Origin of the sequence: Rhizobium sp. P32RR-XVIII (assembly GCF_012641395.1) — a bacterium.
Taxonomy (GTDB): Bacteria; Pseudomonadota; Alphaproteobacteria; order Rhizobiales; family Rhizobiaceae; genus Rhizobium.
Map to the genome: position 1 here is coordinate 332,286 of NZ_JABAIH010000004.1, position 20,814 is coordinate 353,099.

The 20,814-nt window shown below is 60.0% G+C and carries 21 protein-coding genes; 13 read left to right on the forward strand and 8 right to left on the reverse strand.

Translation table 11 applies throughout. The annotated features are described in order from the left end of the window. Positions 1–9 precede the first annotated feature (9 nt). From HGP14_RS14840 to HGP14_RS14855, 4 genes are read left to right on the forward strand one after another with little or no spacing between them, the layout of a single operon-like run. Positions 10–960: a carbohydrate ABC transporter permease gene (locus tag HGP14_RS14840; protein WP_168830630.1), complete on the forward strand. Its 951-nt coding sequence runs from the start codon at positions 10–12 to the stop codon at positions 958–960. A 13-nt stretch (positions 961–973) separates the two neighbouring features. Continuing rightward, a complete protein-coding gene (locus tag HGP14_RS14845; RefSeq protein WP_168830631.1) occupies positions 974–1,813 on the forward strand; it encodes a carbohydrate ABC transporter permease in 840 nt (279 codons plus the stop codon). After that, positions 1,810–2,874: a Gfo/Idh/MocA family protein gene (locus HGP14_RS14850; RefSeq protein ID WP_168830632.1), complete on the forward strand. Its 1,065-nt coding sequence runs from the start codon at positions 1,810–1,812 to the stop codon at positions 2,872–2,874. Before HGP14_RS14845 ends, HGP14_RS14850 begins: the two co-directional genes overlap by 4 nt. 14 nt (positions 2,875–2,888) lie before the next feature. Beyond that, positions 2,889–3,890 carry an ABC transporter ATP-binding protein gene (locus tag HGP14_RS14855; RefSeq protein WP_168830633.1) on the forward strand — a complete coding sequence of 334 codons (1,002 nt, stop codon included), beginning with the start codon at positions 2,889–2,891 and terminating at the stop codon, positions 3,888–3,890. Between the two features lie 50 nt (positions 3,891–3,940). Here the strand turns inward: HGP14_RS14855 and HGP14_RS14860 are convergent, their stop codons facing one another. The 7 genes from HGP14_RS14860 to HGP14_RS14890 form a co-directional block, all read right to left on the reverse strand. Then, positions 3,941–4,246: an NIPSNAP family protein gene (locus HGP14_RS14860; protein WP_168830634.1), complete on the reverse strand. Its 306-nt coding sequence runs from the start codon at positions 4,244–4,246 to the stop codon at positions 3,941–3,943. A gap of 55 nt (positions 4,247–4,301) precedes the next feature. Beyond that, positions 4,302–5,639, reverse strand: a complete 1,338-nt coding sequence (locus tag HGP14_RS14865) for an MFS transporter (protein ID WP_168830635.1) — start codon at positions 5,637–5,639, stop codon at positions 4,302–4,304. Positions 5,640–5,903: 264 nt separating this feature from the next. Then, positions 5,904–6,965, reverse strand: a complete 1,062-nt coding sequence (locus HGP14_RS14870; RefSeq protein WP_168830636.1) for an ABC transporter ATP-binding protein — start codon at positions 6,963–6,965, stop codon at positions 5,904–5,906. Positions 6,966–6,977: 12 nt separating this feature from the next. Then, complete coding sequence (locus HGP14_RS14875) at positions 6,978–7,766, reverse strand: ABC transporter permease (protein ID WP_168830637.1); 789 nt, start codon at positions 7,764–7,766, stop codon at positions 6,978–6,980. Further along, positions 7,763–8,656, reverse strand: coding sequence for an ABC transporter permease subunit (locus HGP14_RS14880; RefSeq protein ID WP_168830638.1), 894 nt, complete (start codon positions 8,654–8,656; stop codon positions 7,763–7,765). Before HGP14_RS14880 ends, HGP14_RS14875 begins: the two co-directional genes overlap by 4 nt. Positions 8,657–8,729: 73 nt before the next feature. Beyond that, positions 8,730–9,833 (reverse strand): ABC transporter substrate-binding protein, encoded by a 1,104-nt coding sequence (locus tag HGP14_RS14885; RefSeq protein WP_168830639.1) that lies wholly within the window; start codon positions 9,831–9,833, stop codon positions 8,730–8,732. 189 nt (positions 9,834–10,022) lie between these two features. Beyond that, positions 10,023–10,895 carry a MurR/RpiR family transcriptional regulator gene (locus tag HGP14_RS14890; RefSeq protein WP_168830640.1) on the reverse strand — a complete coding sequence of 291 codons (873 nt, stop codon included), beginning with the start codon at positions 10,893–10,895 and terminating at the stop codon, positions 10,023–10,025. Between the two features lie 181 nt (positions 10,896–11,076). On the opposite strand from HGP14_RS14890, the gene HGP14_RS14895 reads away from it, so the two are divergent. The 9 genes from HGP14_RS14895 (at position 11,077) to HGP14_RS14935 (ending at position 20,014) form a co-directional block, all read left to right on the forward strand. Next, on the forward strand, positions 11,077–11,838 hold the full coding sequence (locus HGP14_RS14895) for an N-formylglutamate amidohydrolase (RefSeq protein ID WP_168830641.1): 762 nt from the start codon (positions 11,077–11,079) through the stop codon (positions 11,836–11,838). A 121-nt stretch (positions 11,839–11,959) separates the two neighbouring features. Beyond that, positions 11,960–13,507 (forward strand): amino acid permease, encoded by a 1,548-nt coding sequence (locus HGP14_RS14900; RefSeq protein WP_168830642.1) that lies wholly within the window; start codon positions 11,960–11,962, stop codon positions 13,505–13,507. Positions 13,508–13,651: 144 nt separating this feature from the next. After that, positions 13,652–15,019, forward strand: coding sequence for a glutamine synthetase family protein (locus HGP14_RS14905; protein WP_168830643.1), 1,368 nt, complete (start codon positions 13,652–13,654; stop codon positions 15,017–15,019). A 62-nt stretch (positions 15,020–15,081) separates the two neighbouring features. After that, positions 15,082–15,567: a helix-turn-helix domain-containing protein gene (locus HGP14_RS14910; protein WP_205927170.1), complete on the forward strand. Its 486-nt coding sequence runs from the start codon at positions 15,082–15,084 to the stop codon at positions 15,565–15,567. Continuing rightward, positions 15,560–15,976 (forward strand): type II toxin-antitoxin system VapC family toxin, encoded by a 417-nt coding sequence (locus HGP14_RS14915; RefSeq protein ID WP_168830645.1) that lies wholly within the window; start codon positions 15,560–15,562, stop codon positions 15,974–15,976. The genes HGP14_RS14910 and HGP14_RS14915 overlap by 8 nt, the downstream gene beginning before the upstream one ends. An 18-nt stretch (positions 15,977–15,994) precedes the next feature. Next, a complete protein-coding gene (locus tag HGP14_RS14920) occupies positions 15,995–17,380 on the forward strand; it encodes an aldehyde dehydrogenase family protein (RefSeq protein ID WP_168830646.1) in 1,386 nt (461 codons plus the stop codon). Then, complete coding sequence (locus HGP14_RS14925; RefSeq protein WP_168830647.1) at positions 17,377–18,528, forward strand: iron-containing alcohol dehydrogenase; 1,152 nt, start codon at positions 17,377–17,379, stop codon at positions 18,526–18,528. Before HGP14_RS14920 ends, HGP14_RS14925 begins: the two co-directional genes overlap by 4 nt. 121 nt (positions 18,529–18,649) lie before the next feature. Then, the gene (locus HGP14_RS14930) at positions 18,650–19,036 is read left to right on the forward strand and encodes a hypothetical protein (RefSeq protein ID WP_168830648.1); all 387 of its coding nucleotides are present in this window, start codon (positions 18,650–18,652) and stop codon (positions 19,034–19,036) included. A 264-nt stretch (positions 19,037–19,300) separates the two neighbouring features. Beyond that, complete coding sequence (locus HGP14_RS14935; RefSeq protein ID WP_168830649.1) at positions 19,301–20,014, forward strand: ParA family protein; 714 nt, start codon at positions 19,301–19,303, stop codon at positions 20,012–20,014. Between the two features lie 86 nt (positions 20,015–20,100). Here the strand turns inward: HGP14_RS14935 and HGP14_RS14940 are convergent, their stop codons facing one another. After that, positions 20,101–20,784 carry a glutathione S-transferase family protein gene (locus HGP14_RS14940; RefSeq protein ID WP_168830650.1) on the reverse strand — a complete coding sequence of 228 codons (684 nt, stop codon included), beginning with the start codon at positions 20,782–20,784 and terminating at the stop codon, positions 20,101–20,103. Positions 20,785–20,814: the final 30 nt, after the last annotated feature.

The window sequence follows — 20,814 nt, forward strand, 5'->3', positions numbered from 1 at the left end:
GCAAAAGCCATGAACGAAGCCGAAAACGCCGCCATCGATGTGGCTCCGATCAAGCGGCTCGCCCGCTGGCACATTCTCGTTTTCCTGCTGCCGGCCTTCCTCGTTTATACGGCCGTGATGATCCTGCCGCTGATCGAGACGCTTCGGCTGTCCTTCTACAATATCGTCGACGGCCAGCCCGCATTCGTCGGTTTCGCAAATTACAAGGTTCTGTTGGGCGATGCGCGGTGGGCGCACGACTTCTGGAACGCGCTGAAGAACAACGTCATCTTCTTCATCATCCATATGTGCGTGCAGAATCCGATCGGCGTTGCGCTCGCGGCCATGCTTTCCATTCCAAAGCTGCGCTTCGTGACCTTCTACCGGACAGCGATCTTCCTGCCGACGCTGCTTTCCTTCGTCATCGTCGGCTTCATCTGGAAGCTGATCCTCTCGCCGATCTGGGGTGTCGCACCCTGGATGATGGATCTGGTCGGCATGAAGTCGCTCTTCGCGCCCTGGCTCGGAAGGCCGGGCAGCGCACTGATCGCCGTGTCGCTGATCTCGGTCTGGCAATATGTCGGCATTCCGATGATGCTGATCTATGCGGCGCTCCTCAACATTCCGGAAGAAGTCATCGAGGCCGCCGAATGCGACGGCATCACTGGCTGGAGCCAGTTCTGGAAGATCAAGCTGCCGCTCGTGCTGCCGGCAATCGGCATCATCTCGATCCTGACCTTCGTCGGTAATTTCAACGCGTTCGACTTGGTCTATACCGTGCAGGGCGCGCTCGCCGGGCCGGATATGTCGACCGACATTCTGGGAACGCTGCTCTACCGCACCTTCTTCGGTTTCCAGTTGCAGCTTGGCGACCGCTCCATGGGCGCGACCGTGGCGACGGTGATGTTCCTGATCATCCTCGCGGGCGTTTCGCTCTATCTCTTCGTCATCCAGCGGCGCATCCGCCGCTACCAGTTCTGAGGGGAGGACGGCCATGTCCAAGGCACGCACATCTCTCGTCCGCTCCGGCTTCGTGCATCTGGCGCTGATCGCCTACACGCTGGTAGCGCTCTTCCCGGTATTCCTGACGATCATCAATTCCTTCAAGGACAGGAACTCGATCTTCCGGGCGCCGCTTACGGTGCCGACGCCCACCTCCTTCAGCCTCATCGGCTACCAGACAGTGCTGGGGCAGGGTGACTTTGCCACCTACTTCCAGAACAGCGTGATCGTCACCGTCGCCTCGATCTTCTTCGTGCTTCTGTTCGGCGCAATGGCGGCCTTCGCGCTCTCGGAATACCGTTTCCGCGGCAACCTTATGATGGGGCTCTATCTCGCGATCGGCATCATGATCCCTATCCGCCTTGGTACCGTTGCCATCCTGCAGGGGATGGTCGCGGCCGGCCTCGTCAACACGCTGACCGCGCTCATCCTGGTCTATACGGCGCAAGGCATTCCGCTTGCGATCTTCATCCTTTCGGAATTCATGCGGACCGTTTCCGACGACCTCAAGAATGCCGGGCGGATCGACGGGCTGTCGGAATACGCGATCTTCTTCCGTCTGGTGCTGCCGCTCGTGCGGCCGGCGATGGCGACGGTTGCGGTCTTCACCATGATCCCGATCTGGAACGACCTCTGGTTCCCGCTGATCCTCGCCCCGAGCGAAGCGACGAAGACGGTCACGCTCGGCTCGCAGATCTTCATCGGCCAGTTCGTGACCAACTGGAACGCGGTGCTGGCGGCCCTTTCGCTGGCGATCCTGCCGGTCCTCGTCCTCTATGTCATCTTCTCGCGGCAATTGATCCGCGGCATCACTTCGGGAGCCGTCAAGTGAGTTCATCCGAAAAGCCGATCCGCGTTCTCGTCGCCGGGCTGGGCAATATGGGGCGCAGCCATGCGCTCGCCTATCACAACAATCCCGGCTTCGAGATCGTCGGTCTCGTCAATCGTTCGAAGCCGGTACTGGCGCCTGAGCTTTCCGGCTACGAGATCCTGCCCGACTTCAAGAAGGCGCTTGCCGAACTGAAGCCCGATCTCTGCTCCATCTGCACCTATTCCGACAGCCATGCCGACTATGCCGTCGCGGCATTCGAGGCCGGTTGCGATGTCTTCGTGGAAAAGCCGCTGGCGACCACCGTCGCCGACGCCGAGCGTGTCGTCGCGGCGGCGAAGAAGGCCGGGCGGAAGCTGGTGATCGGTTACATCCTTCGCCACCATCCATCCTGGACGAAGCTGATTGAGGAAGCGCGGAAACTTGGCGGACCGTATGTCTTCCGCATGAACCTCAATCAGCAATCCAGCGGCCCGACCTGGGCAACCCACAAGTCGCTCATGCAGACGACGTCGCCGATCGTCGATTGCGGCGTGCATTACGTCGACGTCATGTGCCAGATCACCGACGCGAAGCCAGTGGAGGTGCGCGGCATGGGGCTTCGCCTCTCGGACGAGATCGCGCCGGACATGTACAACTACGGCCATCTGCAGGTGATATTCGAAGACAGTTCCGTCGGCTGGTACGAGGCCGGCTGGGGTCCGATGATTTCGGAAACGGCCTTCTTCGTGAAGGATGTCATGTCGCCGAAGGGGGCGGTCTCGATCGTCATGGATCCGAATGCCAAGTCCGACGATATCGATACGCACACTAAAACCTCCGTGATCCGTTTGCACAGTGCCGAGACGGGACCGGAGGGCAAGTTCATCAGGCCGGATCAGGACATGACGATGGCGGGCGAGCCCGGCCATCAGGACCTCTGCGATCTGGAGCAGGCCTTCATGCTGAAGGCCATCCGCGAAGATCTGGACCTCACCCGTCATATGAGCGATGCCGTGGCGTCGCTGCGGATTTGCCTTGCCGCCGACGAGAGCGTGCGCACCGGCCAACCGGTCAAACTATAAGAGGAATATGAGTAGTGGGATCGCTTCAACTCAAATCCATCCGTAAGGCTTACGGCACGCATGAAGTGCTGAAGGGCATCGACCTAGAGGTGCGTGACGGCGAGTTCGTAATTTTCGTCGGTCCGTCCGGCTGCGGAAAATCGACCCTGCTGCGTAGCATCGCAGGCCTCGAGGATGTCACGTCCGGTGCCGTCCTCATCAATGGCAAGGACGAAACGCTGACGCCGCCCGCAAAGCGCGGCATCGCTATGGTCTTCCAGTCTTACGCGCTCTATCCGCACCTCACGGTAAAGGACAACATGGGCCTCGGCCTCAAGCAGGCTGGAACACCGAGGGGCGAGATTGAGACCCGCGTCGGCAAGGCCTCGGCGATGCTGTCGCTCGAACCCTATCTGGCGCGCCGCCCGGCTGAGTTGTCCGGCGGTCAGCGCCAGCGCGTCGCAATCGGCCGCGCGATCGTGCGCGAACCGGAACTTTTCCTTTTCGACGAACCGCTGTCGAACCTCGATGCGGCGCTGCGTGTCCAGACGCGCCTGGAGATTGCCAAGCTGCATCGTCAGCTGAAGGCGACGATGATCTACGTCACCCACGACCAGGTCGAGGCGATGACGCTTGCCGACAAGATCGTCGTGCTGAACGCCGGCGCGATCGAGCAGATCGGTTCGCCGATGGAGCTCTACAACCGGCCGGCCAATCTCTTCGTCGCCGGCTTCATCGGTTCGCCGATGATGAATTTCATTCCGGCCGACAAACTGGGCGACGGCCAGGCAAAGACCGTCGGCGTGCGGCCGGAGCACCTGACGCTCTCGCGCGACAGCGGAACGTGGAAGGCCAAGGTCGTGCATGTCGAACATCTCGGCGCCGACACGATCGTCTATCTTGAGTCCGAGCAGTGCGGCCTGCTGACGGCGCGCCTTTTCGGCGCGCATGCCTATGAGCCAGACGAGATCGTTTTCGCGTCGCCGGACGCGGCGCATATGCACCGTTTTGACGCGGATGGCCGGGCGATCCGCTAGGCTTGCCAGAAAGAAAAGCCCCGCCGTTGAGCGGAGCTTTTCTTTGCCGATCAGCCAAGCACGGGACGCATGAAACTGCGTTCGTAGCTGACGATGCTGCGGTTGCGTCGATCGAGATCGAAGGCCGCCTGGCATTCCGGATCAGTTGCCATGCGCCTGCGGTAGTCTTCGTAGGCCGCGAGGCTTGGAAAGGAAAACAGCGCAATAGCGATGTTGTTGGCGCCTTCTGACGGCAGGAAATAGCCGTGATGCGTGCCGCCCATCCGATTGACGATCGGGATCCAGAGGCGTGCGTATTCTTCGAACTCAGCGAGCTTGTAGGGGGCGATCACGTAGCGCAAGTAGCAAGTAATCATCGAATTATCTCGCCGTGCAAAATGCGGGCGGACTTTCGCCCCCTGTTTCGATTGCTCAGGTCCGTGCCGCCAGCCGCTCAGTCAGTTCTTCGATGCCGACCTCTGCTTCGATGCGGTCTCCCTTTGCCATCAGGTAAAGGCCGAGAGCGAAGGTGAGCGCTGCGATGAAGAGCAGATAGTAGGCATGCGCCATCGGACTGACCGCCAGAAGTGAGGCGACCGCGAGAGGGGTTAGACCGCCGAAGATGGCGTAGGAGACGTTATACGAGAAGGACAGGCCAGTGAAACGGACGCGCGCCGGGAAAGCGCGGACCATCACATAAGGCACCGCGCCAACCATTCCGACAGAAAGTCCCATGATCGCGTAGAGCACAAAGAGCAGGCTCATCGAGACGGCAGCATAGCTGTAGAAGGCGAACGTCGCGACGCCGAAAAAGATGCTCGACACGACGAAGAACTTGCCGGAGCCGACGCGGTCGACGATCGCGCCTGCGGCTGCGGTGCCGAAGATCAGGAACAGCGTGCCGAAGCTCGTCGCGGCAAGCGATTGCTGGGCCGTATAGCCGTAAAGCTTCTGCAGGAACGTCGCGGTCATCAGCGTCGTCACGACGATGCCGGCGGAGAGAACCCAGGTGAGCAGCATCGAGATGATGATACCGCGCGGGTGATCGCGGAGCACCGCCTTCAGCGGCAGCTCGCGCACAAGCGAACGGCTCTGCTTCATTTCGGCGAAGATCGGCGTTTCCTGCAGCCAGCGGCGAAGATAGACGGCGACCAGGCCGAAGATGCCCCCGAGGAAGAAAGGGATGCGCCATGCATAAGCCGCGATGTCCTCTTGCGTGAAGACCGAGTTGATGATCGTCGCGATGAAGGAGCCGAACAGGATGCCGAGCGTCAGGCCCGAGCAAAGAAAGCCACAAGCAAAGCCGAAACGCCGGAAGGGCACGTGCTCGGCGACGAAGGTCCAGGCGCCTGGCACTTCGCCGCCGATCGCCGCACCTTGCAGAATGCGCATCAGGATCAAGAGGATCGGAGCGGCGATGCCGATCGAGGCATAGGTCGGCGTGGCGGCCATGCCGAGCGTCGAGAGCGCCATCAGCAGGAGCGAAAAGGCAAAGACGCGCTTGCGGCCGAAGCGGTCGCCGAAATGCGCAAGCACGATGCCGCCCAGAGGTCGCACGAGATAGCCAGCAGCGAAGATGCCGAAGGTCTGGATCGTCACCAGCCAATCGGGCATATCCGGCGGAAAGAACAGATGGCCTATGACCGGCGCAAAAAACACGAAGATGATGAAATCGTAGAATTCCAGGGCCCCGCCGAGAGCGGAAAGGCCGAGCGTGCGAAAATCCTGAGAGGTGAGGCGGCGAGGGGCGGGCGTCGTGGTGGGGGACATGAGACTGCGCTTCTCTGTGGACCGGTAATATGTCGGTCCTTGCGCTATTAGGGCGCCTAATTCAAGGGCATTTCAGACGTTTGCCGGCGCGTATCACAAAAGCTGCGGCCTCGGCCCCCTCACCCTGACCCTCTCCCCGAGGGGAGAGGGGGAAGTCAACGTCGCGGCAGTTCTCCCTTCTCCCCAGCGGGGAGAAGGTGCCCGGAGGGCGGATGAGGGGCTCCGGGCCGCAGCATTGCGTTGCAGTGGCTGGTCTAGCCTCGATCAGTCCCGGATGACGAGCAGGTCAGCTGCCATGAAGCGCAGGGTGACGGTCTCGCCTGCCTGCGGCGGCGTGACGCCCGGGGCGTTGAACATGTCGAACGAGATGACGTTGCCGCCTACGTTCATGCGGGTGCGGATCACGGAGCCGAGGAAGTGGGCAGAGACCACCTCGCCGGTCAGCGCCGTATCGCTCTTGACGTTATCGGACAGCGAGCCCGCTTCCGGACGTAGCGCCAGCGAGACGGTGTCGCCTGCCTTGTAAGCCGCGATCGAATGCTTGAGCGTCACCCCCTGATCGCCGATCTGGATGCGGTTAGCGGCCGGATCGACAACCTTCGCCTCGATCATGTTCAGCGTACCGACGAAAGAGGCGACGAAGCGCGTGGCAGGTGTGTTATAGATTTCGAATGGCGTCCCGATCTGGTCTGCCCTACCGGCGTTCATGACGACGATGCGGTCGGAGATCGAAAGCGCTTCTTCCTGGTCGTGCGTCACGAAGACAGTGGTGATGCCGAGCTGCTGCTGGATCGCGCGAATTTCCTCGCGGAGCGAAACGCGGATCTTGGCGTCGAGCGCGGAGAGCGGTTCGTCGAGCAGCAGCACCTGCGGCTTGACGGCAAGCGCACGGGCAAGGGCGACGCGCTGCTGCTGGCCGCCCGACATCTGGTAGGGATAGCGGTCCGCCAGATGGTCGAGACGGATGAGGCCGAGCATTTCCTTGACGCGCGCATCGATCTCGGCCTTCGCCATGCCGGCGACCTTGAGGCCGAAGGCGACGTTGTCATGCACGCTCATGTTCGGGAACAGCGCGTAGGCCTGAAACACCATGCCGATGTTGCGCTGGTTCGGCTTCAGCGGGCGCTGGTCCTTGCCGTTGATGAAGAGATCGCCACCTGTCGGCGCTTCGAAGCCGGCAATCATGCGCAGGACCGTGGTCTTGCCGCAGCCCGACGGGCCGAGGAAGGAGACGAATTCCCCCTTCTCGATGTCCATGTTGAAGTTATGAACGACCTGAACCTGGCCGAAGGATTTTTGAATGTTGGTCAGTGTGAGAAAAGACATGAGCCAAATACCTTATGCCTTAGCCGGGCGGGCTTTGCCAAAACGGGAAACGAGGTTGAGCAGGCCCATGCTGAGCCAGGTGATCGAGAAGGCGATGACGGCGAGCGCTGAGGGCTCATAGGCCTTGTTGGCGCCGACGAGCTGCAGATACGGTCCGAAGGCCGGCCGGTTGAGAAGCGCTGCCATTGTGAATTCGCCCATGACGATCGCGAGCGTGATGAAGGCGCCGGACAGCACGCCGCTCATGACGTTCGGGAAGATGCAGCGGAACATGATAGTGGTCCACCGGGCTCCGAGGCTTTCGGCCGCTTCCGTCAGCGTGCGGACATCGATGGCGCGCATGGCGGTATCGACGGCGCGGTACATGTAGGGCAGGGAGAGCGTGATATAGGAGCAGACGAGCAGAATATTCGTGCCGGTCGTAGAGCCGGTCAGCGGCAAGATCGACGACGAGTTATACATGCGCAGATAGCCGAACACGATCACGATCGCCGGGATGACGAGAGGCAGCAGCGTCACGAACTCGACGATCGGGCGCATTTGCGGCAGGCGCAGGCGAACCCAATAGGCGGTGGGGACGACGAGCAGCATGCCGAAGATGATTGTCAGCAGCGCCATCAGCATGGAATAGCCGAAAGTGGCGCGGAACTGCTCGTCGGAGAAGACCGAAGCGTAAGCGTCGAAACTGTAGGTTCCGCGGCGCATGCGCAGCGAGAATTCCAGGGTGCCGAGCAGCGGGATGACGAAATAGGATGCACCCAGAATGATGGCGATCCATGCGCCGAGGCGTTGAGCTTTCATTTTTGCCACCGTTCAGCGCGCATGCGCAGCATGAGGTAGAGGACATTTGAGACGCCGGTAATTACGATCATGCCAAGCGCGATAGCATAGCCGAGGTTTGCGTTGTGAAGAACGTCGCCGCGGATCTGCGCATAAAGCAGGATCGGCACGATGTTGAGGGAGCTGCCGGTCAGCGCATAGGCGGTTGCGATGGCGCCGAAGGCGTTCGCGAAAAGAAGCAGCGTGGTGCCGAGCAGGCTCGGCCACAGGATCGGCAGGGCAACCATCGTCCAGTACTGGAGGTTGGTAGCGCCGAGGATTTCAGAAGCTTCGCGCCACTCCTTCTTCATGCCGTCCAGCGCCGGCGTCAGGATCAGCACCATCAGCGGGATCTGGAAGTACATGTAAGTGATGGTGAGGCCGAAGAAGGACAGCAGGTTAAAGCCCGTCCCGTAGAGATTGAATCCGAACCAGTCGCGCAGGAAGAGGGTGACGAGTCCAGTGCGGCCGAGGGTCGCCAGGAATGCGAAGGCAAGCGGGACACCCGCAAAATTCGATGCGACGCCGGAGAAGGTCAAAAGCGTCGAGCGCACGCTGCTCGGCAGACCGCCGAGCACGACCGCCCAAGCGAGGAAGAAGCCGATCAACGCGCCACCGAGCGCCGAGGCGACCGAAACGCGGATACTGATCCAGTAAGCACTCATAATGCCCGGCGTGAACAGGTCGCCGATATTCTTGAAGGTAAAGTTGCCCTCGGGAGTGAGGAATGCACCGGCCACCAGATAAATGGTGGGTATGATCAAAAACAGTAGCGAGAAAATAACGAATGGTGCGATGCCAAGCCAATCGATCACGCGGTCTTTGTTGATCAAGGGGGCCGTGCTGACCATGGGGGAAGAAACAGTGCTCATGGCTTAGCTACTCAGGGGCTCGGAGTGAAAGAAAGCCTCCCCGCATTTTGCGGGGAGGCCGATGTCATGCTTATTACTGAACGTTGGCGCCGACGACGCTGTCCCACTGCTTGGTGATCACGGCGGAACCTGCGTTCTGTTCTTCGATGCTCGGGAAGGCGGCCTTGGCATAGCCTTCAGCCGGCGGCAGCTTGTCGAGCAGTTCCTTCGGAACCTGGCCCTTCTGAGCGAGGTCGTTGAAGCGGATCGGGTGGCAATAGCCCTTCAGCCAGCCGATCTGGCCTTCGTCCGAATAAAGGTATTCCATCCACAGCTTGGCAGCGTTCGGATGCGGAGCGAAGGCGGAGATAGCCTGGACGTAAACGCCGGCAACAACGCCCGACGACGGAACGACGACTTCGACCGGCGGGTTGCCGTTCAGGCTATCGCGCCATGCGAGGCCGTTATAGTCCCAAGCGACGACGATCGGGGTCGAACCCTGTGCCAGCGATGCGGACTTGCCGATCACGGGAACGAGGTTGCCGGCCTTGTTGAGCGCGGCGAAGTAATCGAGACCGGCCTGGCCAGCCTTTGCAGCGTCCTTCTCACCGGTTGCGAGACCGGCGGCGTAGACGGCCTGGACGGCCTGGTTGGAAACGCGCGGGTCGCCAGCGAGCGAAACCGTGTTGGCGTAGTCCGAGTTCTTCAGGTCAGCCCAGTCCTTCGGAACGTTCTTGACGATGTCGGTGTTCACGACAAAGGAGAGAACGCCGTAATAGTCGCCGTACCAGTAGCCGTCGGCGTCCTTCGCGGAGTCCGGAATGGAGTCCCAGGTGGAGACCTTGTAGGGCATCAGGAGGCCTTCAGCCTTGGCGGTCGGGCCGAAGGAAAGGCCAACGTCGATAACGTCCGGAGCCTGCGGGCCGGTGTTGCCCTTGTTTGCCTTGATGGCTTCGACTTCATCGCCCGAACCCGCATCTGGGTTCAGCTCGTTGACTTCCAGGCCGTACTTGGCCTTGAAGCCGGCAATGACGTCACCATAGCCGCACCAGTTGTGCGGGAGGGCGATGGTCGTGAGCGTGCCTTCCTTCTTCGCGGCTGCGATGAGTTCTGCGCTCGGCTCTGCTGCGGCGATCGCAGTCGAAGCTACGACGATCGCAGTAGAAAGCGAAAGCAGTCGAGAAATATTAGAGATCACTGTCGTTCTCCTTCGGTTTTCAGTGTCTGGCGATGCTGTTACTGACGTTAGATGAAGCTTGTGTGACGGTTGCGTGACGGTAATATTCGCCACGATCGCGGGTATTTGCAGACGCTGTTTCGTTTGCGACATGCTGTTCTATTTGTACCGGCCCGTCATCGTTGTTTGTTTATTCTTGCCCCTTTCCTCCTAGCCCGGTTTTCGGAAAAGCCTCGTCTGCTCGAACAGGCCTTCCAGCGTTTTCATGCGTTCTTTGGTCTCGTCCCAGGTGGAGTTCTGCACAGCTTCGATCAGCGCTTCGATTAGAAAGAGGGTCACAACCGAGGAATCCCAGGCGGACGGTGCCTCAATCTTGACGCGAAAGGTGTGCCGGGCGAGCTTCGCCGCAGGCGATCCCCATTGATCGGTAAAGACGATGATCTCGGCGCCGCGTGTGCGGGCGGCCTGGGCAAGGCTCACCATTTCCTGCTCGTAACGGCGGATATCGAAGATGATCAGCAGGTCGCGCGCATTCATGTTGAGAACGTATTGAGGCCAGCTGGACGAATTGGACGAGAGCAGGGCGGTATTTGGCCGGATGACCTGCATATGCGTGAAGAAATATTCCGCAAGCGCTCCAGTGATGCGGCCGCCGACGAAATAGAGGCCGCGCTTGCGGTCCGAAAGCAGGCTCGCGACGCTGTCGAACGTTGCCGTGTCGAGATCGCTCAGTGTCTGGCGCAGATTACCGATGATGGCGTCGGCGAAGCGGTTGAGAATGTGCGTACCCGGCGCGTTCGAAGCCCAGCGATCGTGCTTGGCGATCGGGTTGGAGATCGTCGCTTCGACCTCCTGATGCAGATGCGCCTGGAAGTCGGGGTAACCCTTGAAGCCAAGTTTCTGTACCATGCGCACGACGGTGGGCGTCGACACGCCGGCATTTTCGGCAATCGTGGTGATGCTGCCTAGCCCGGAAACGGGATAGTTATCCAGCAGACTCTCGGCCAACTGCTTCTCTGCGCGCGTCAGCACGTCAAAATGCAAATGGATGACGTCCGAAACCGTCTTCGACGCAGCGGTCACGCGATTTTGCTCCCCGGGATTGGTCTTGTGCCACTTTCCCAATGGAAGTTAACAACGCTGTCACAATCTATGTCAACCTCCTTTGTGAAGAGAAATTTTCAGAATCGCTTGACACGGCGCATCGTCTGAAGAATTCTTTTCTTATAAAGATTTTATTAAGCACAGGGCGAGGCGCAGCGACGTGCTCACTAGGGTCCTAAGCGAAGCGGATGGAGAATGCGTCGGCATCGAGCGGCCGCACGGCAAGAGCTCGCTGCTGGTCATCTGCGAACATGCCTCGCGCGCGCTGCCTAAGCAGTTCGGCGACCTCGGCCTATCGCAGGAGGCCTTGAACAGCCACATCGCTTGGGATCCCGGCGCTTTGGCTGTTGCCCGCAACATCTCCTCTGCGCTTGATGCCACTCTCGTCTACCAACGCTTTTCCCGCCTTATCTATGACTGCAACCGTCCGCCGGATTCGCCGGGCGCGATGCCCGAGAAAAGCGAGATCTACACCATCCCCGGCAATCAAAATCTGAGTGGGGAAGAGCGGCTTGCCCGCACGGAAGCGCTCTACATTCCCTTTCACGATGCCGTGCGCAGGCTCGTAAAGGAACGGCAGGTTCGCGGACAGGACACGGTCATCGTTACTGTTCACAGTTTTACACCGGTCTATAATGGCAAGGAACGTGCAGTCGAGCTTGGTATCCTGCACGATGCCGATGACCGCCTGGCAGAGCGGATGCTGGCAGTTGCCGCCGACGCGCCCCTCTACAGAACCGAACGAAACGAGCCTTATGGCCCTCAGGACGGCGTGACGCACACGCTGATCCTGCACGGGCTTTCCAACGGGCTTCGTAATGTAATGATCGAGATCCGCAACGATCTCATCAGTGACGATGCCGGCCAAGGGGTCATGGCCGACTATCTGACAGGGCTGCTTCAGCAAAGTCTGGAAGCCTGAATATAAAGAGAAGACCCCAGGGAGCAGTCTAACTGCGATTTGCACGTGGCGAACACGCCGCGGGCAACTTGGCATTGATCAACCGCAATCCCGCGGCTGATCGCTAAAACAGGGGGAAGTCATGTCGGATTATACCGAACTTGATAAAAAGCAGGATATGAGCGTCCTGCATTCCATGGGCTATGCCCAGGAACTGGAAAGGCGGATGAGTGCATTCTCGAACTTCGCCGTTTCCTTCTCGATCATCTGCATTCTTTCGGGCGGCATCAACTCGCTCGCGCAGGCAACTGCCGGGGCGGGCGGCGCCGCAATCGGCATCGGCTGGCCGCTCGGTTGCTTCATCTCGCTCGTCTTCGCCGTTGCGATGGCGCAGATCGGCTCCGCCTATCCAACCGCGGGCGGGCTTTATCATTGGGGTTCCATCCTCGGCAACCGCTTCACCGGCTGGGTGACCGCATGGTTCAACCTGCTCGGTCTCGTGACCGTTCTCGGCGCCATCAACGTCGGTACCTATTATTTCTTCATGGGTTCCTTCGGAACGCCCTATTTCGGCCTGGCGGACACAACCACGGTTCGTATCGTCTTTTTGGTCATCATTACCGGTGCTCAAGCGCTGGTGAACCATATGGGCATAGGCTTGACCGCCAAGCTGACGGACTTCTCGGGCTACCTCATCTTCGCGACCGCGATCGTGCTTGCGGCGGTTTGCCTGTTGGCGGCTCCGTCCTACGAGTTCGGCCGTCTCTTCACCTTCGCCAACTATTCGGGTGAAGCGGGCGGCAATGTCTGGCCCGCCACCTCTGGCCTCTGGGTCTTCCTGCTCGGCCTGCTGCTGCCGATCTACACGATCACCGGCTATGACGCATCGGCGCATACGTCGGAAGAAACGGTCAAGGCTGCCCATTCCGTTCCGCGCGGCATGGTCTCGTCCGTTCTGTGGTCGGCACTGTTCGGCTACATCATGCTTTGCGCATTCGTTCTGATGCTGCCCAGCATGGACGAAGCCGCCAAGCAGGGCTGGAACGTGTTCTTCTGGGCGATGGACAGTCAGGTCAACCCGTTGGTCAAGGACCTCCTCTACCTCGCAATCCTGGTCAGCCAGTGGCTGTGCGGCCTTGCGACGGTTACCTCCGTATCGCGGATGATCTTCGCCTTCTCGCGTGACGGCGGTCTGCCGGCATCCAGGGCGTTGTCGAAGGTCAGCCCAAAACACCGCACGCCGGTCGCGGCGATCTGGACGGGCTCGATCCTTGCGGTTCTGTTCGTTTGGGGTTCGTCGCTCGTCTCGATCGGCGAAACGCCGGTCTACACGATCGTCGTGTCGTGCACCGTCATCTTCCTCTTCTTCTCCTTCGCGATCCCGATCACGCTCGGCCTGTTCGCCTGGGGCACGTCGAAGTGGGACAAGATGGGTCCGTGGAACCTCGGCGAGGGGATGTTCAAGCTCTTTGCCGTGCTCTCGATCATCGCAATGGTGCTGATTTTCATTCTCGGAATCCAGCCGCCGAATGATTGGGCGCTTTACATCACCGTCGGCTTCCTCGTTCTGACCGCCATCATCTGGTTCGGGTTCGAGAGCCGCCGCTTCAAAGGCCCGCCGATTGGCGACGAAGTGGCACGCCGCCAGGCTGAAATCGCCGCCGCTGAGAAGGCTGTCGGCGAGGTGTAAAAAACTGAGGCTTCCCTCTCAACTGGCGGGGCTGCAGTCCAAGCAGCCCCGCCGATAGTTCAACGAAGAAGTTTTTCCGGCCGCCATGCCCGGGCATGGCGTTTCGTTGTTCCGAGCGCAATTCAAGGTTCAGGCGGATAAATTATGAGCAGCTATACTCTCGACGATCTCAAGCAGGATGTAGCCGATGGGCGCATCGACACGGTTATTGCGTGCCAGGTGGATATGCAGGGCCGGTTGATGGGCAAGCGCTTCCAGGCGGAATACTTCATCGACAGCGCGTGGAAGGAAACGCATAGCTGCAACTACCTGCAGGCGACCGACATGGAGATGGAAACTGTCTCCGGCTACAAGGCGACGAGCTGGGAAAAAGGCTATGGCGACTATACCATGAAGCCGGACCTTGCCACGCTTCGCTGCATTCCGTGGCTGGAGGGGACGGCGCTGGTGCTCTGCGACGTGCTCGACCATCACACGCACGAGGAGGTGCCGCATTCGCCGCGAGCGATCCTGAAGAAGCAGGTGAAGCGCCTCGAGGCCATGGGCATGAAGGCCTTCATGGCCTCCGAACTCGAATTCTTCCTGTTCGACCAGACCTATGAATCAGCCCATGCTTCAGGCTATCGCAACCTGAAGCTCGCCAGCGCCTACAATGAAGACTACCACATCTTCCAGACCACCAAGGAAGAGGATGTGATGCGGGCGATCCGCACCGGCCTGCAGGGGGCCGGCATCCCGGTCGAAAATTCCAAGGGCGAGGCTTCGGCAGGGCAGGAAGAAATCAACGTCCGTTACGCCGACGCCCTGACCATGGCCGACCGGCACGCCATCATCAAGAACGGCTGCAAGGAAATCGCCTGGTCGAAGGGCAAGGCGATCACCTTCCTCGCCAAGTGGAACTACACGTCCGCCGGTAGCTCGTCGCATGTCCACCAGTCGCTCTGGAGCGCGGACGGCAAGACGCCGCTTTTCTTCGATGAGAAAGGCAAGTACGGCATGTCGCCGCTGATGCAGAACTATGTCGCCGGTCTTCTGGCTCATGCCAGCGAAATCACTTATTTCCTGGCGCCGTACATCAACTCCTACAAGCGCTTCATGGCAGGCACCTTCGCGCCGACCAAAGCCATCTGGAGCAAGGATAACCGCACGGCGGGCTATCGTCTCTGCGGCGACGATACGAAGGCGATCCGCATAGAGTGCCGCGTCGGCGGTTCCGATCTCAACCCCTATCTCGCCTTTGCCGCGCTGCTTGCCGCCGGCATCGACGGCATCGAAAACAAGCTTGAACTTGAAGCGCCCTTCGTGGGAGATGCCTACGGCGCACGCGAGGTTCGCGAGATTCCGCGCACGCTTCGCGCGGCAACGGTCGCCATGACGAAGTCGGAGATGCTGCGCAGCGCCTTCGGCGACGACGTGATCGATCACTACACCCGCGCGGCCGAATGGGAGCAGGAAGAATACGACCGGCGCGTGACGGACTGGGAAGTGGCGCGCGGTTTCGAGAGAGCGTGACGTTGACATTAATGCAACACGATGAGAGCGTTGCGATGGTTTAGTTGCGAGGTGTTGTGACTATGGAGAAGAAATTTCCCATTAACACGGAATGGTTCCGGCTCAAACTTCGTGAAAAGGGTCGGTCCGCAAGCGCCTTGGCTGCGTTTTTGGGGCTTGATAAGTCTGCTGTGTCGCGACTGCTGAATGGCGGTCGCAATGTATCGGCTGAAGAACAAGACAAGATTGCGCAGTTCCTGGGAGTGGATGTCGCGGAGGTTGCCATGCATAGGCGTGGCAAGCAGACTGGCTTTGCGGAGAAGAAGCAGGAGGCTTATGTGCAGGATCTCCGCCGGTCAGCTCTCGAACCTCCCGTGGACATGTTCACGGAGGCCGATATCATCCACAAGGACGGCAAGCGCTGGATGGAAGCTCCGGACGGCACACTGATCGAACTGCATCCGGCATTTGGATGCATGAAAGGAACGATCACGGTCATGCCGGGTGTTGACCTGACAGCGCCGATGGATTGGGACGAAGAATGGGGCGAAAAGCTCTACAATGAGTAGTCCATACCTTCTGGATACTTGTGCGGTGATCTGGATAACTCAAAACGAGGCTTTGGCATTGAGTGCGGTCGCGGCGCTCTCCGATTGCAGAGCCCGCAGCGTTCCGGTCTTCGTTTCCGCAGTGACGGCGTGGGAGATGGCAATGCTATTGATGCGGGGCCGAATTCGTGAGACTCGGGAAGCGAAACGCTGGTACGACGATTTCAGGCATGAAGCGCAGGTGGCGGAACAACCTGTTACGGCCGATGTCTTTATTGCTTCCTGCGCGCTGCCGCAGCCTATTCACAAAGACCCGATTGATCGCATCCTAATTGCCACCGCACGCGAGCACGACCTGACCATCATTACTCGCGACAGAGCTATCCTCGCCTATGGCGCCGCGGGCCACGTGAAAACCCTGGCCTGTTAAAAATCGGAGTGAGATTGAATGACAATGATCCAATGCATATCACCGGTCGATGGATCGGTTTACGCGGAGCGCCCGGCGCTTTCGCTCGAGGCGGCCAAGGAGGCCGTCGCCCGTGCCCGCAAGGCACAGAAGGCCTGGGCGAGACGGCCGCTCGAAGAGCGCGTCCAACTGGTGCTCAAGGGCGTTGCGCGGCTCAACGAGATGTCCGACGTCGTGGTCCCGGAACTCGCCTGGCAGATGGGCCGCCCGGTCAAGTACGGCGGCGAATATCGCGGCTTCAACGAACGCTCCAACTATGTGGCCTCGATCGCGGCCGATGCGCTTGCGCCGCTCGTCGTCGAGGAAAGCGACAAGTTCGAGCGCCGCATCGAGCGCGAAGCGCATGGCGTCGTCTTCGTCGTGGCTCCCTGGAATTATCCTTACATGACGGCGATCAACACGATTGCCCCGGCGCTGATGGCCGGCAATACCGTGGTTCTGAAACATGCATCGCAGACGCTTCTCGTCGGCGAACGGCTGGTGCAGGCCTTCGTCGAGGCCGGCCTGCCTGACGATGTCTTCCAGAATGTCTTCCTCGACCACGAGACGACCTCGGCGCTAATCGCTGCCGGCAGCTTCAACTTTGTCAACTTCACCGGTTCGGTCGAAGGCGGCCGCTCGATGGAGCGTGCGGCCGCCGGTACCTTTACGGGCCTCGGTCTCGAACTCGGCGGCAAGGATCCGGGCTACGTCATGGAAGACGCCGACCTTGATGCCGCCGTCGACACGCTGATGGACGGCGCGACCTACAATTCCGGCCAGTGCTGCTGCGGCATCGAGCGCATCTATGTGCACGAATCGCTCTATGACGCGTTCGTCGAAAAATCGGTCGCCTGGGTGTCGAACTACAAGCTCGGTAACCCGCTTGATCCGGAAACCTCGCTTGGGCCGATGGCTAACAAGCGTTTTGCCAAGGTGGTGCGCGAGCAGATCGCCGATGCGGTTTCCAAGGGCGCCAAGGCGCTCGTCGATCCGAAGCTCTTCCCACAGGACGATGGTGGCGCCTACCTCGCTCCGCAGATCCTCGTCAATGTTGATCATTCCATGCCGTTCATGCGCGAGGAGACCTTCGGCCCGGCTGTCGGCATCATGAAGGTAAAGAGCGACGATGAAGCGCTGGCGCTGATGAACGACAGCCAGTACGGCCTGACGGCTTCGCTTTGGACGAAGGATCCGGAGCGGGCAGGGCGGCTTGGCCGCGAGATCGAAACCGGCACCGTCTTCATGAACCGCGCCGACTATCTGGATCCCGCACTTTGCTGGACGGGCGTCAAGGAAACCGGCCGCGGCGGCTCGCTTTCGATCATCGGTTTCCACAATTTGACGCGTCCGAAATCCTTCCACCTCAAGAAAGTCACAGCATGAGCAGCAACATCACAGCCAACTGGAGCTATCCGACCGCCGTCAAGCTCGGCCGCGGCCGCATCAAGGAATTGGCGGACGCCTGCAAGAGCCTCGGCATGAAGAAGCCCCTCTTGATCACCGATCGCGGCCTGGCTTCGATGGCCATCACCAGGAACGCGCTGGATATCCTTGAAGACGCCGGCCTCGGCCGCGCGATCTTCGCCGACGTCGATCCGAATCCGAACGACAAGAATCTCGAGGCCGGCGTGAAGGCCTTCAAGGATGGCGGTCATGACGGCGTGGTTGCCTTCGGCGGCGGGTCCGGTCTCGATCTCGGCAAATGCGTGGCGTTCATGGCCGGGCAGACGCGCCCGGTCTGGGACTTCGAGGACATCGGCGACTGGTGGACGCGCGCGAGCGTCGAAGGCATCGCGCCGATCGTCGCCGTGCCGACGACGGCGGGCACCGGCTCGGAAGTCGGCCGCGCCAGCGTCATCACCAATTCAGAAACGCATGTGAAAAAGATCATCTTCCACCCGAAGTTCCTGCCGGGCGTGGTTATTTCCGATCCGGAACTGACGGTCGGCATGCCGAAGATCATCACCGCGGGTACCGGCATGGATGCCTTCGCGCATTGCCTCGAAGCCTATTCGTCGCCGTTCTATCATCCGATGTCGGCCGGCATCGCGCTGGAAGGCATGCGCCTCGCCAAGGAATTCCTGCCGCGCGCCTACAAAGAGGGAACGGACCTCGAAGCCCGCGCCAACATGATGGCGGCAGCTGCCATGGGCGCCGTCGCCTTCCAGAAGGGGCTCGGAGCGATCCATGCGCTGTCGCACCCGATCGGCGCCGTCTACAACACGCATCATGGCATGACCAATGCCGTTGTCATGCCTGCCGTGCTCCGGTTCAACCGCAAGGCCATCGAAGACAAGATCGCGCGCGCCGCAGCCTATCTCGGCATTTCCGGCGGCTTCGACGGCTTCTACGACTATGTGTTGCAGCTTCGCGCCGGACTTGGCGTACCGGAAAGCCTCTCGGCTATGGGAATCAAACCAGACCGAATCGCCGAATTGTCCGCAATGGCGATCCAGGATCCGAGCGCGGGCGGCAATCCTGTGCCGATGACGCTCGAAAATACCAAGGCGCTTTTCGCGGAGTGCTTCTAAAACACGCCGGCGGCGTTCCGCAAGGGGATACGTCGTCGCACCTTCATCGTAATGATTGCAAAATATCTTTATTAAACCTAAAAAAGAGGGTGGAGGAGTAAATGCATAATGGGAGGAATCTATGCATCGTTCATCTCGCTGTTTGTTTGCAGCCGCAGCATTCATGAGCTTGGCACTGCCGGCCGCGGCAAGCGCTGAGTCCTTTCCAAGCCTTGCAGAACAGGGCTATTCCGTTAGCGTGCTTGGACCGGGAAAGTTTGGAGGTCTCGGCTGGGTGGTTTCGAAGGGTAACGAGCAGTTCTTCTGCCGTATCCGGGCAAGCTTGGCTTATGTCGGGGAAAAGGACATGGTCAGCTTCTCGAAGAGTGGACGGATAGTCACGCTCAATCGTGCCGTCTTTGAATCCTCGCTGGGCAGACCGGACTCGACGCTTCCGCAGTTGGCCGATCTGCAGGCTGGCCACCCGAGGCCGGCCGATGTCGGAACATGCAGCCCGCTCGCGAAGTAGCCGGGTATACGCCTGATCGACCCTGATTTCACCCGGCTCCTTTGGATGTAAGCGGGACCATTCAAATCGGCCCCGGAAAGCCCAGCTTTCCGGGGCTTTTTTGTTTTTTCGGCGTTCCAGTTTTCGGCAATACGAGAAATCCGACTGCAATTTCGCCGCCGTTGTTTAAATTTTGTTAACCATGATTCGAAAGGATGGATTAACGCACGCTGAGTCCGAAAGTGCGCAAGAGAGCGATGTGGCTCGCGACTTTGAGGATCGAACATGGCAGTGATCACATTTGCAAACACCAAGGGCGGCGCCGGCAAGACCACGGCTGTTCTTTTGCTGGCGACCGAGCTTGCCCGCAAAGGTTATCGTGTCGCCATCCTCGACGCCGATCCGCAGCACTGGATCACGCGCTGGCACGAGATTTCCGGCGATGTGCCGAACCTTGAGGTCATCGATTTCGTGACCTCCGCCTCGCTTCCACTGCACATCAGCGAGAATAGCGAAGCCATCGACTACTTCATCATCGATCTGCCCGGCGCACGCAATCCGCTGCTGGCCACGGCCATCGGCCTTTCCGACCATGTGCTGATCCCGATCCAGGGCTGCGCCATGGATGCACGTGGCGGCGCGCAGGTGCTGGAGCTGCTGCAGTATCTGGATGAGAAGGCGGGTATCAAGATCGCCCATTCGGTGGTTCTGACCCGTGTCAACTCGATGGTGACCACGCGTGCGCTGCAGCTCGTCAAATCGCTGCTCAGCCAAAGGAATGTTCCGGTTCTCGATACAGCCATCATAGAACGCTCGGCATTCCGCGATATTTTCGATTGCGGCGGTACGCTGCACAGCATGGACCCGGCACGCGTCTCCAATCTCGACAGGGCGCGCGAGAATGCGCTCTGTTTTGTCGAGGAAATCATGCGCAAGGTGCCCGTCAGGCTTCCCGCGGCGGCACGCCTTGCGGGCCTGCTGATGCGCGACGCGGCTTGATCTGGACGTTGAACTGAGGTGGGGTCGCTTGAGGCGACCTCAACTCACGGGATAGTGCTGCGTTTGTGGGGCTACAAACCAGCGTCTCAAGCGGCCTGTCTGAGAAGCCACGCGTCATGGTTCTTGAGGAAGACCTTGAGACGATCGGCATAGTCCTCCGTAACCGCCTCTTTCACACTTTCCCGGCTGGCCAGCGTCTTTCGCCAGGCCGTCACATGCGCAAGGCCATCGAACACGCGGTTCGGCGCGATCGCGTCGAATACGTCGAAATAGCGGAAAATCGGCGCGAACACCGCATCGACAAGGCTGAATGCATGACCGGCGAAGAAGGGCCCGGCACCCAACTCAGCCTCGATGCGTCTGAACTTTTCGATCAGCGCCAAGCGCTTTGCCTCATAGGTCGCGGGATCCTTTGCGGTCTCAAATCCCCACAGGTCCGAGAGGATGGACGAGCCGAACTCGATCCAGCCGCGATGTTGCGCCCGCGCGAGCGGATCGGCCGGATGGAGCGGGATGCCGGGTTGGGTCTCTTCGAGATATTCGCAGATGACGGCGCTTTCGAACAACACCGCCTCCATTCCATCCTCCTGTCGCACGACCAGCAACGGCACCTTGCCGAGAGGAGAAACGGCGAGGAACCAATCGGGCTTTGCTGCGAGATCGACATACCTGCGCTCGAACGGAACGCCTTTCTCGATCAGCGCAATGGCGGCGCGCTGGACGTAGGGGCAGAGATGATGGCTGATCAGGGTCAGCTTGGCGTCGGACATGATGAAGCTCCTATTTTGCGGGAATCAACG

Bases quoted from the DNA above. Each gene is read 5' to 3' on its own strand.
- HGP14_RS14840 (WP_168830630.1), top strand. From the start codon at position 10: ATGAACGAAGCCGAAAACGCCGCCATCGATGTGGCTCCGATCAAGCGG.
- HGP14_RS14845 (WP_168830631.1), top strand. From the start codon at position 974: ATGTCCAAGGCACGCACATCTCTCGTCCGCTCCGGCTTCGTGCATCTG.
- HGP14_RS14860 (WP_168830634.1), bottom strand. From the start codon at position 4,246: ATGATTACTTGCTACTTGCGCTACGTGATCGCCCCCTACAAGCTCGCT.
- HGP14_RS14865 (WP_168830635.1), bottom strand. From the start codon at position 5,639: ATGTCCCCCACCACGACGCCCGCCCCTCGCCGCCTCACCTCTCAGGAT.
- HGP14_RS14870 (WP_168830636.1), bottom strand. From the start codon at position 6,965: ATGTCTTTTCTCACACTGACCAACATTCAAAAATCCTTCGGCCAGGTT.
- HGP14_RS14875 (WP_168830637.1), bottom strand. From the start codon at position 7,766: ATGAAAGCTCAACGCCTCGGCGCATGGATCGCCATCATTCTGGGTGCA.
- HGP14_RS14880 (WP_168830638.1), bottom strand. From the start codon at position 8,656: ATGAGCACTGTTTCTTCCCCCATGGTCAGCACGGCCCCCTTGATCAAC.
- HGP14_RS14900 (WP_168830642.1), top strand. From the start codon at position 11,960: ATGTCGGATTATACCGAACTTGATAAAAAGCAGGATATGAGCGTCCTG.
- HGP14_RS14905 (WP_168830643.1), top strand. From the start codon at position 13,652: ATGAGCAGCTATACTCTCGACGATCTCAAGCAGGATGTAGCCGATGGG.
- HGP14_RS14910 (WP_205927170.1), top strand. From the start codon at position 15,082: ATGGAGAAGAAATTTCCCATTAACACGGAATGGTTCCGGCTCAAACTT.
- HGP14_RS14915 (WP_168830645.1), top strand. From the start codon at position 15,560: ATGAGTAGTCCATACCTTCTGGATACTTGTGCGGTGATCTGGATAACT.
- HGP14_RS14920 (WP_168830646.1), top strand. From the start codon at position 15,995: ATGACAATGATCCAATGCATATCACCGGTCGATGGATCGGTTTACGCG.
- HGP14_RS14925 (WP_168830647.1), top strand. From the start codon at position 17,377: ATGAGCAGCAACATCACAGCCAACTGGAGCTATCCGACCGCCGTCAAG.
- HGP14_RS14930 (WP_168830648.1), top strand. From the start codon at position 18,650: ATGCATCGTTCATCTCGCTGTTTGTTTGCAGCCGCAGCATTCATGAGC.
- HGP14_RS14935 (WP_168830649.1), top strand. From the start codon at position 19,301: ATGGCAGTGATCACATTTGCAAACACCAAGGGCGGCGCCGGCAAGACC.
- HGP14_RS14940 (WP_168830650.1), bottom strand. From the start codon at position 20,784: ATGTCCGACGCCAAGCTGACCCTGATCAGCCATCATCTCTGCCCCTAC.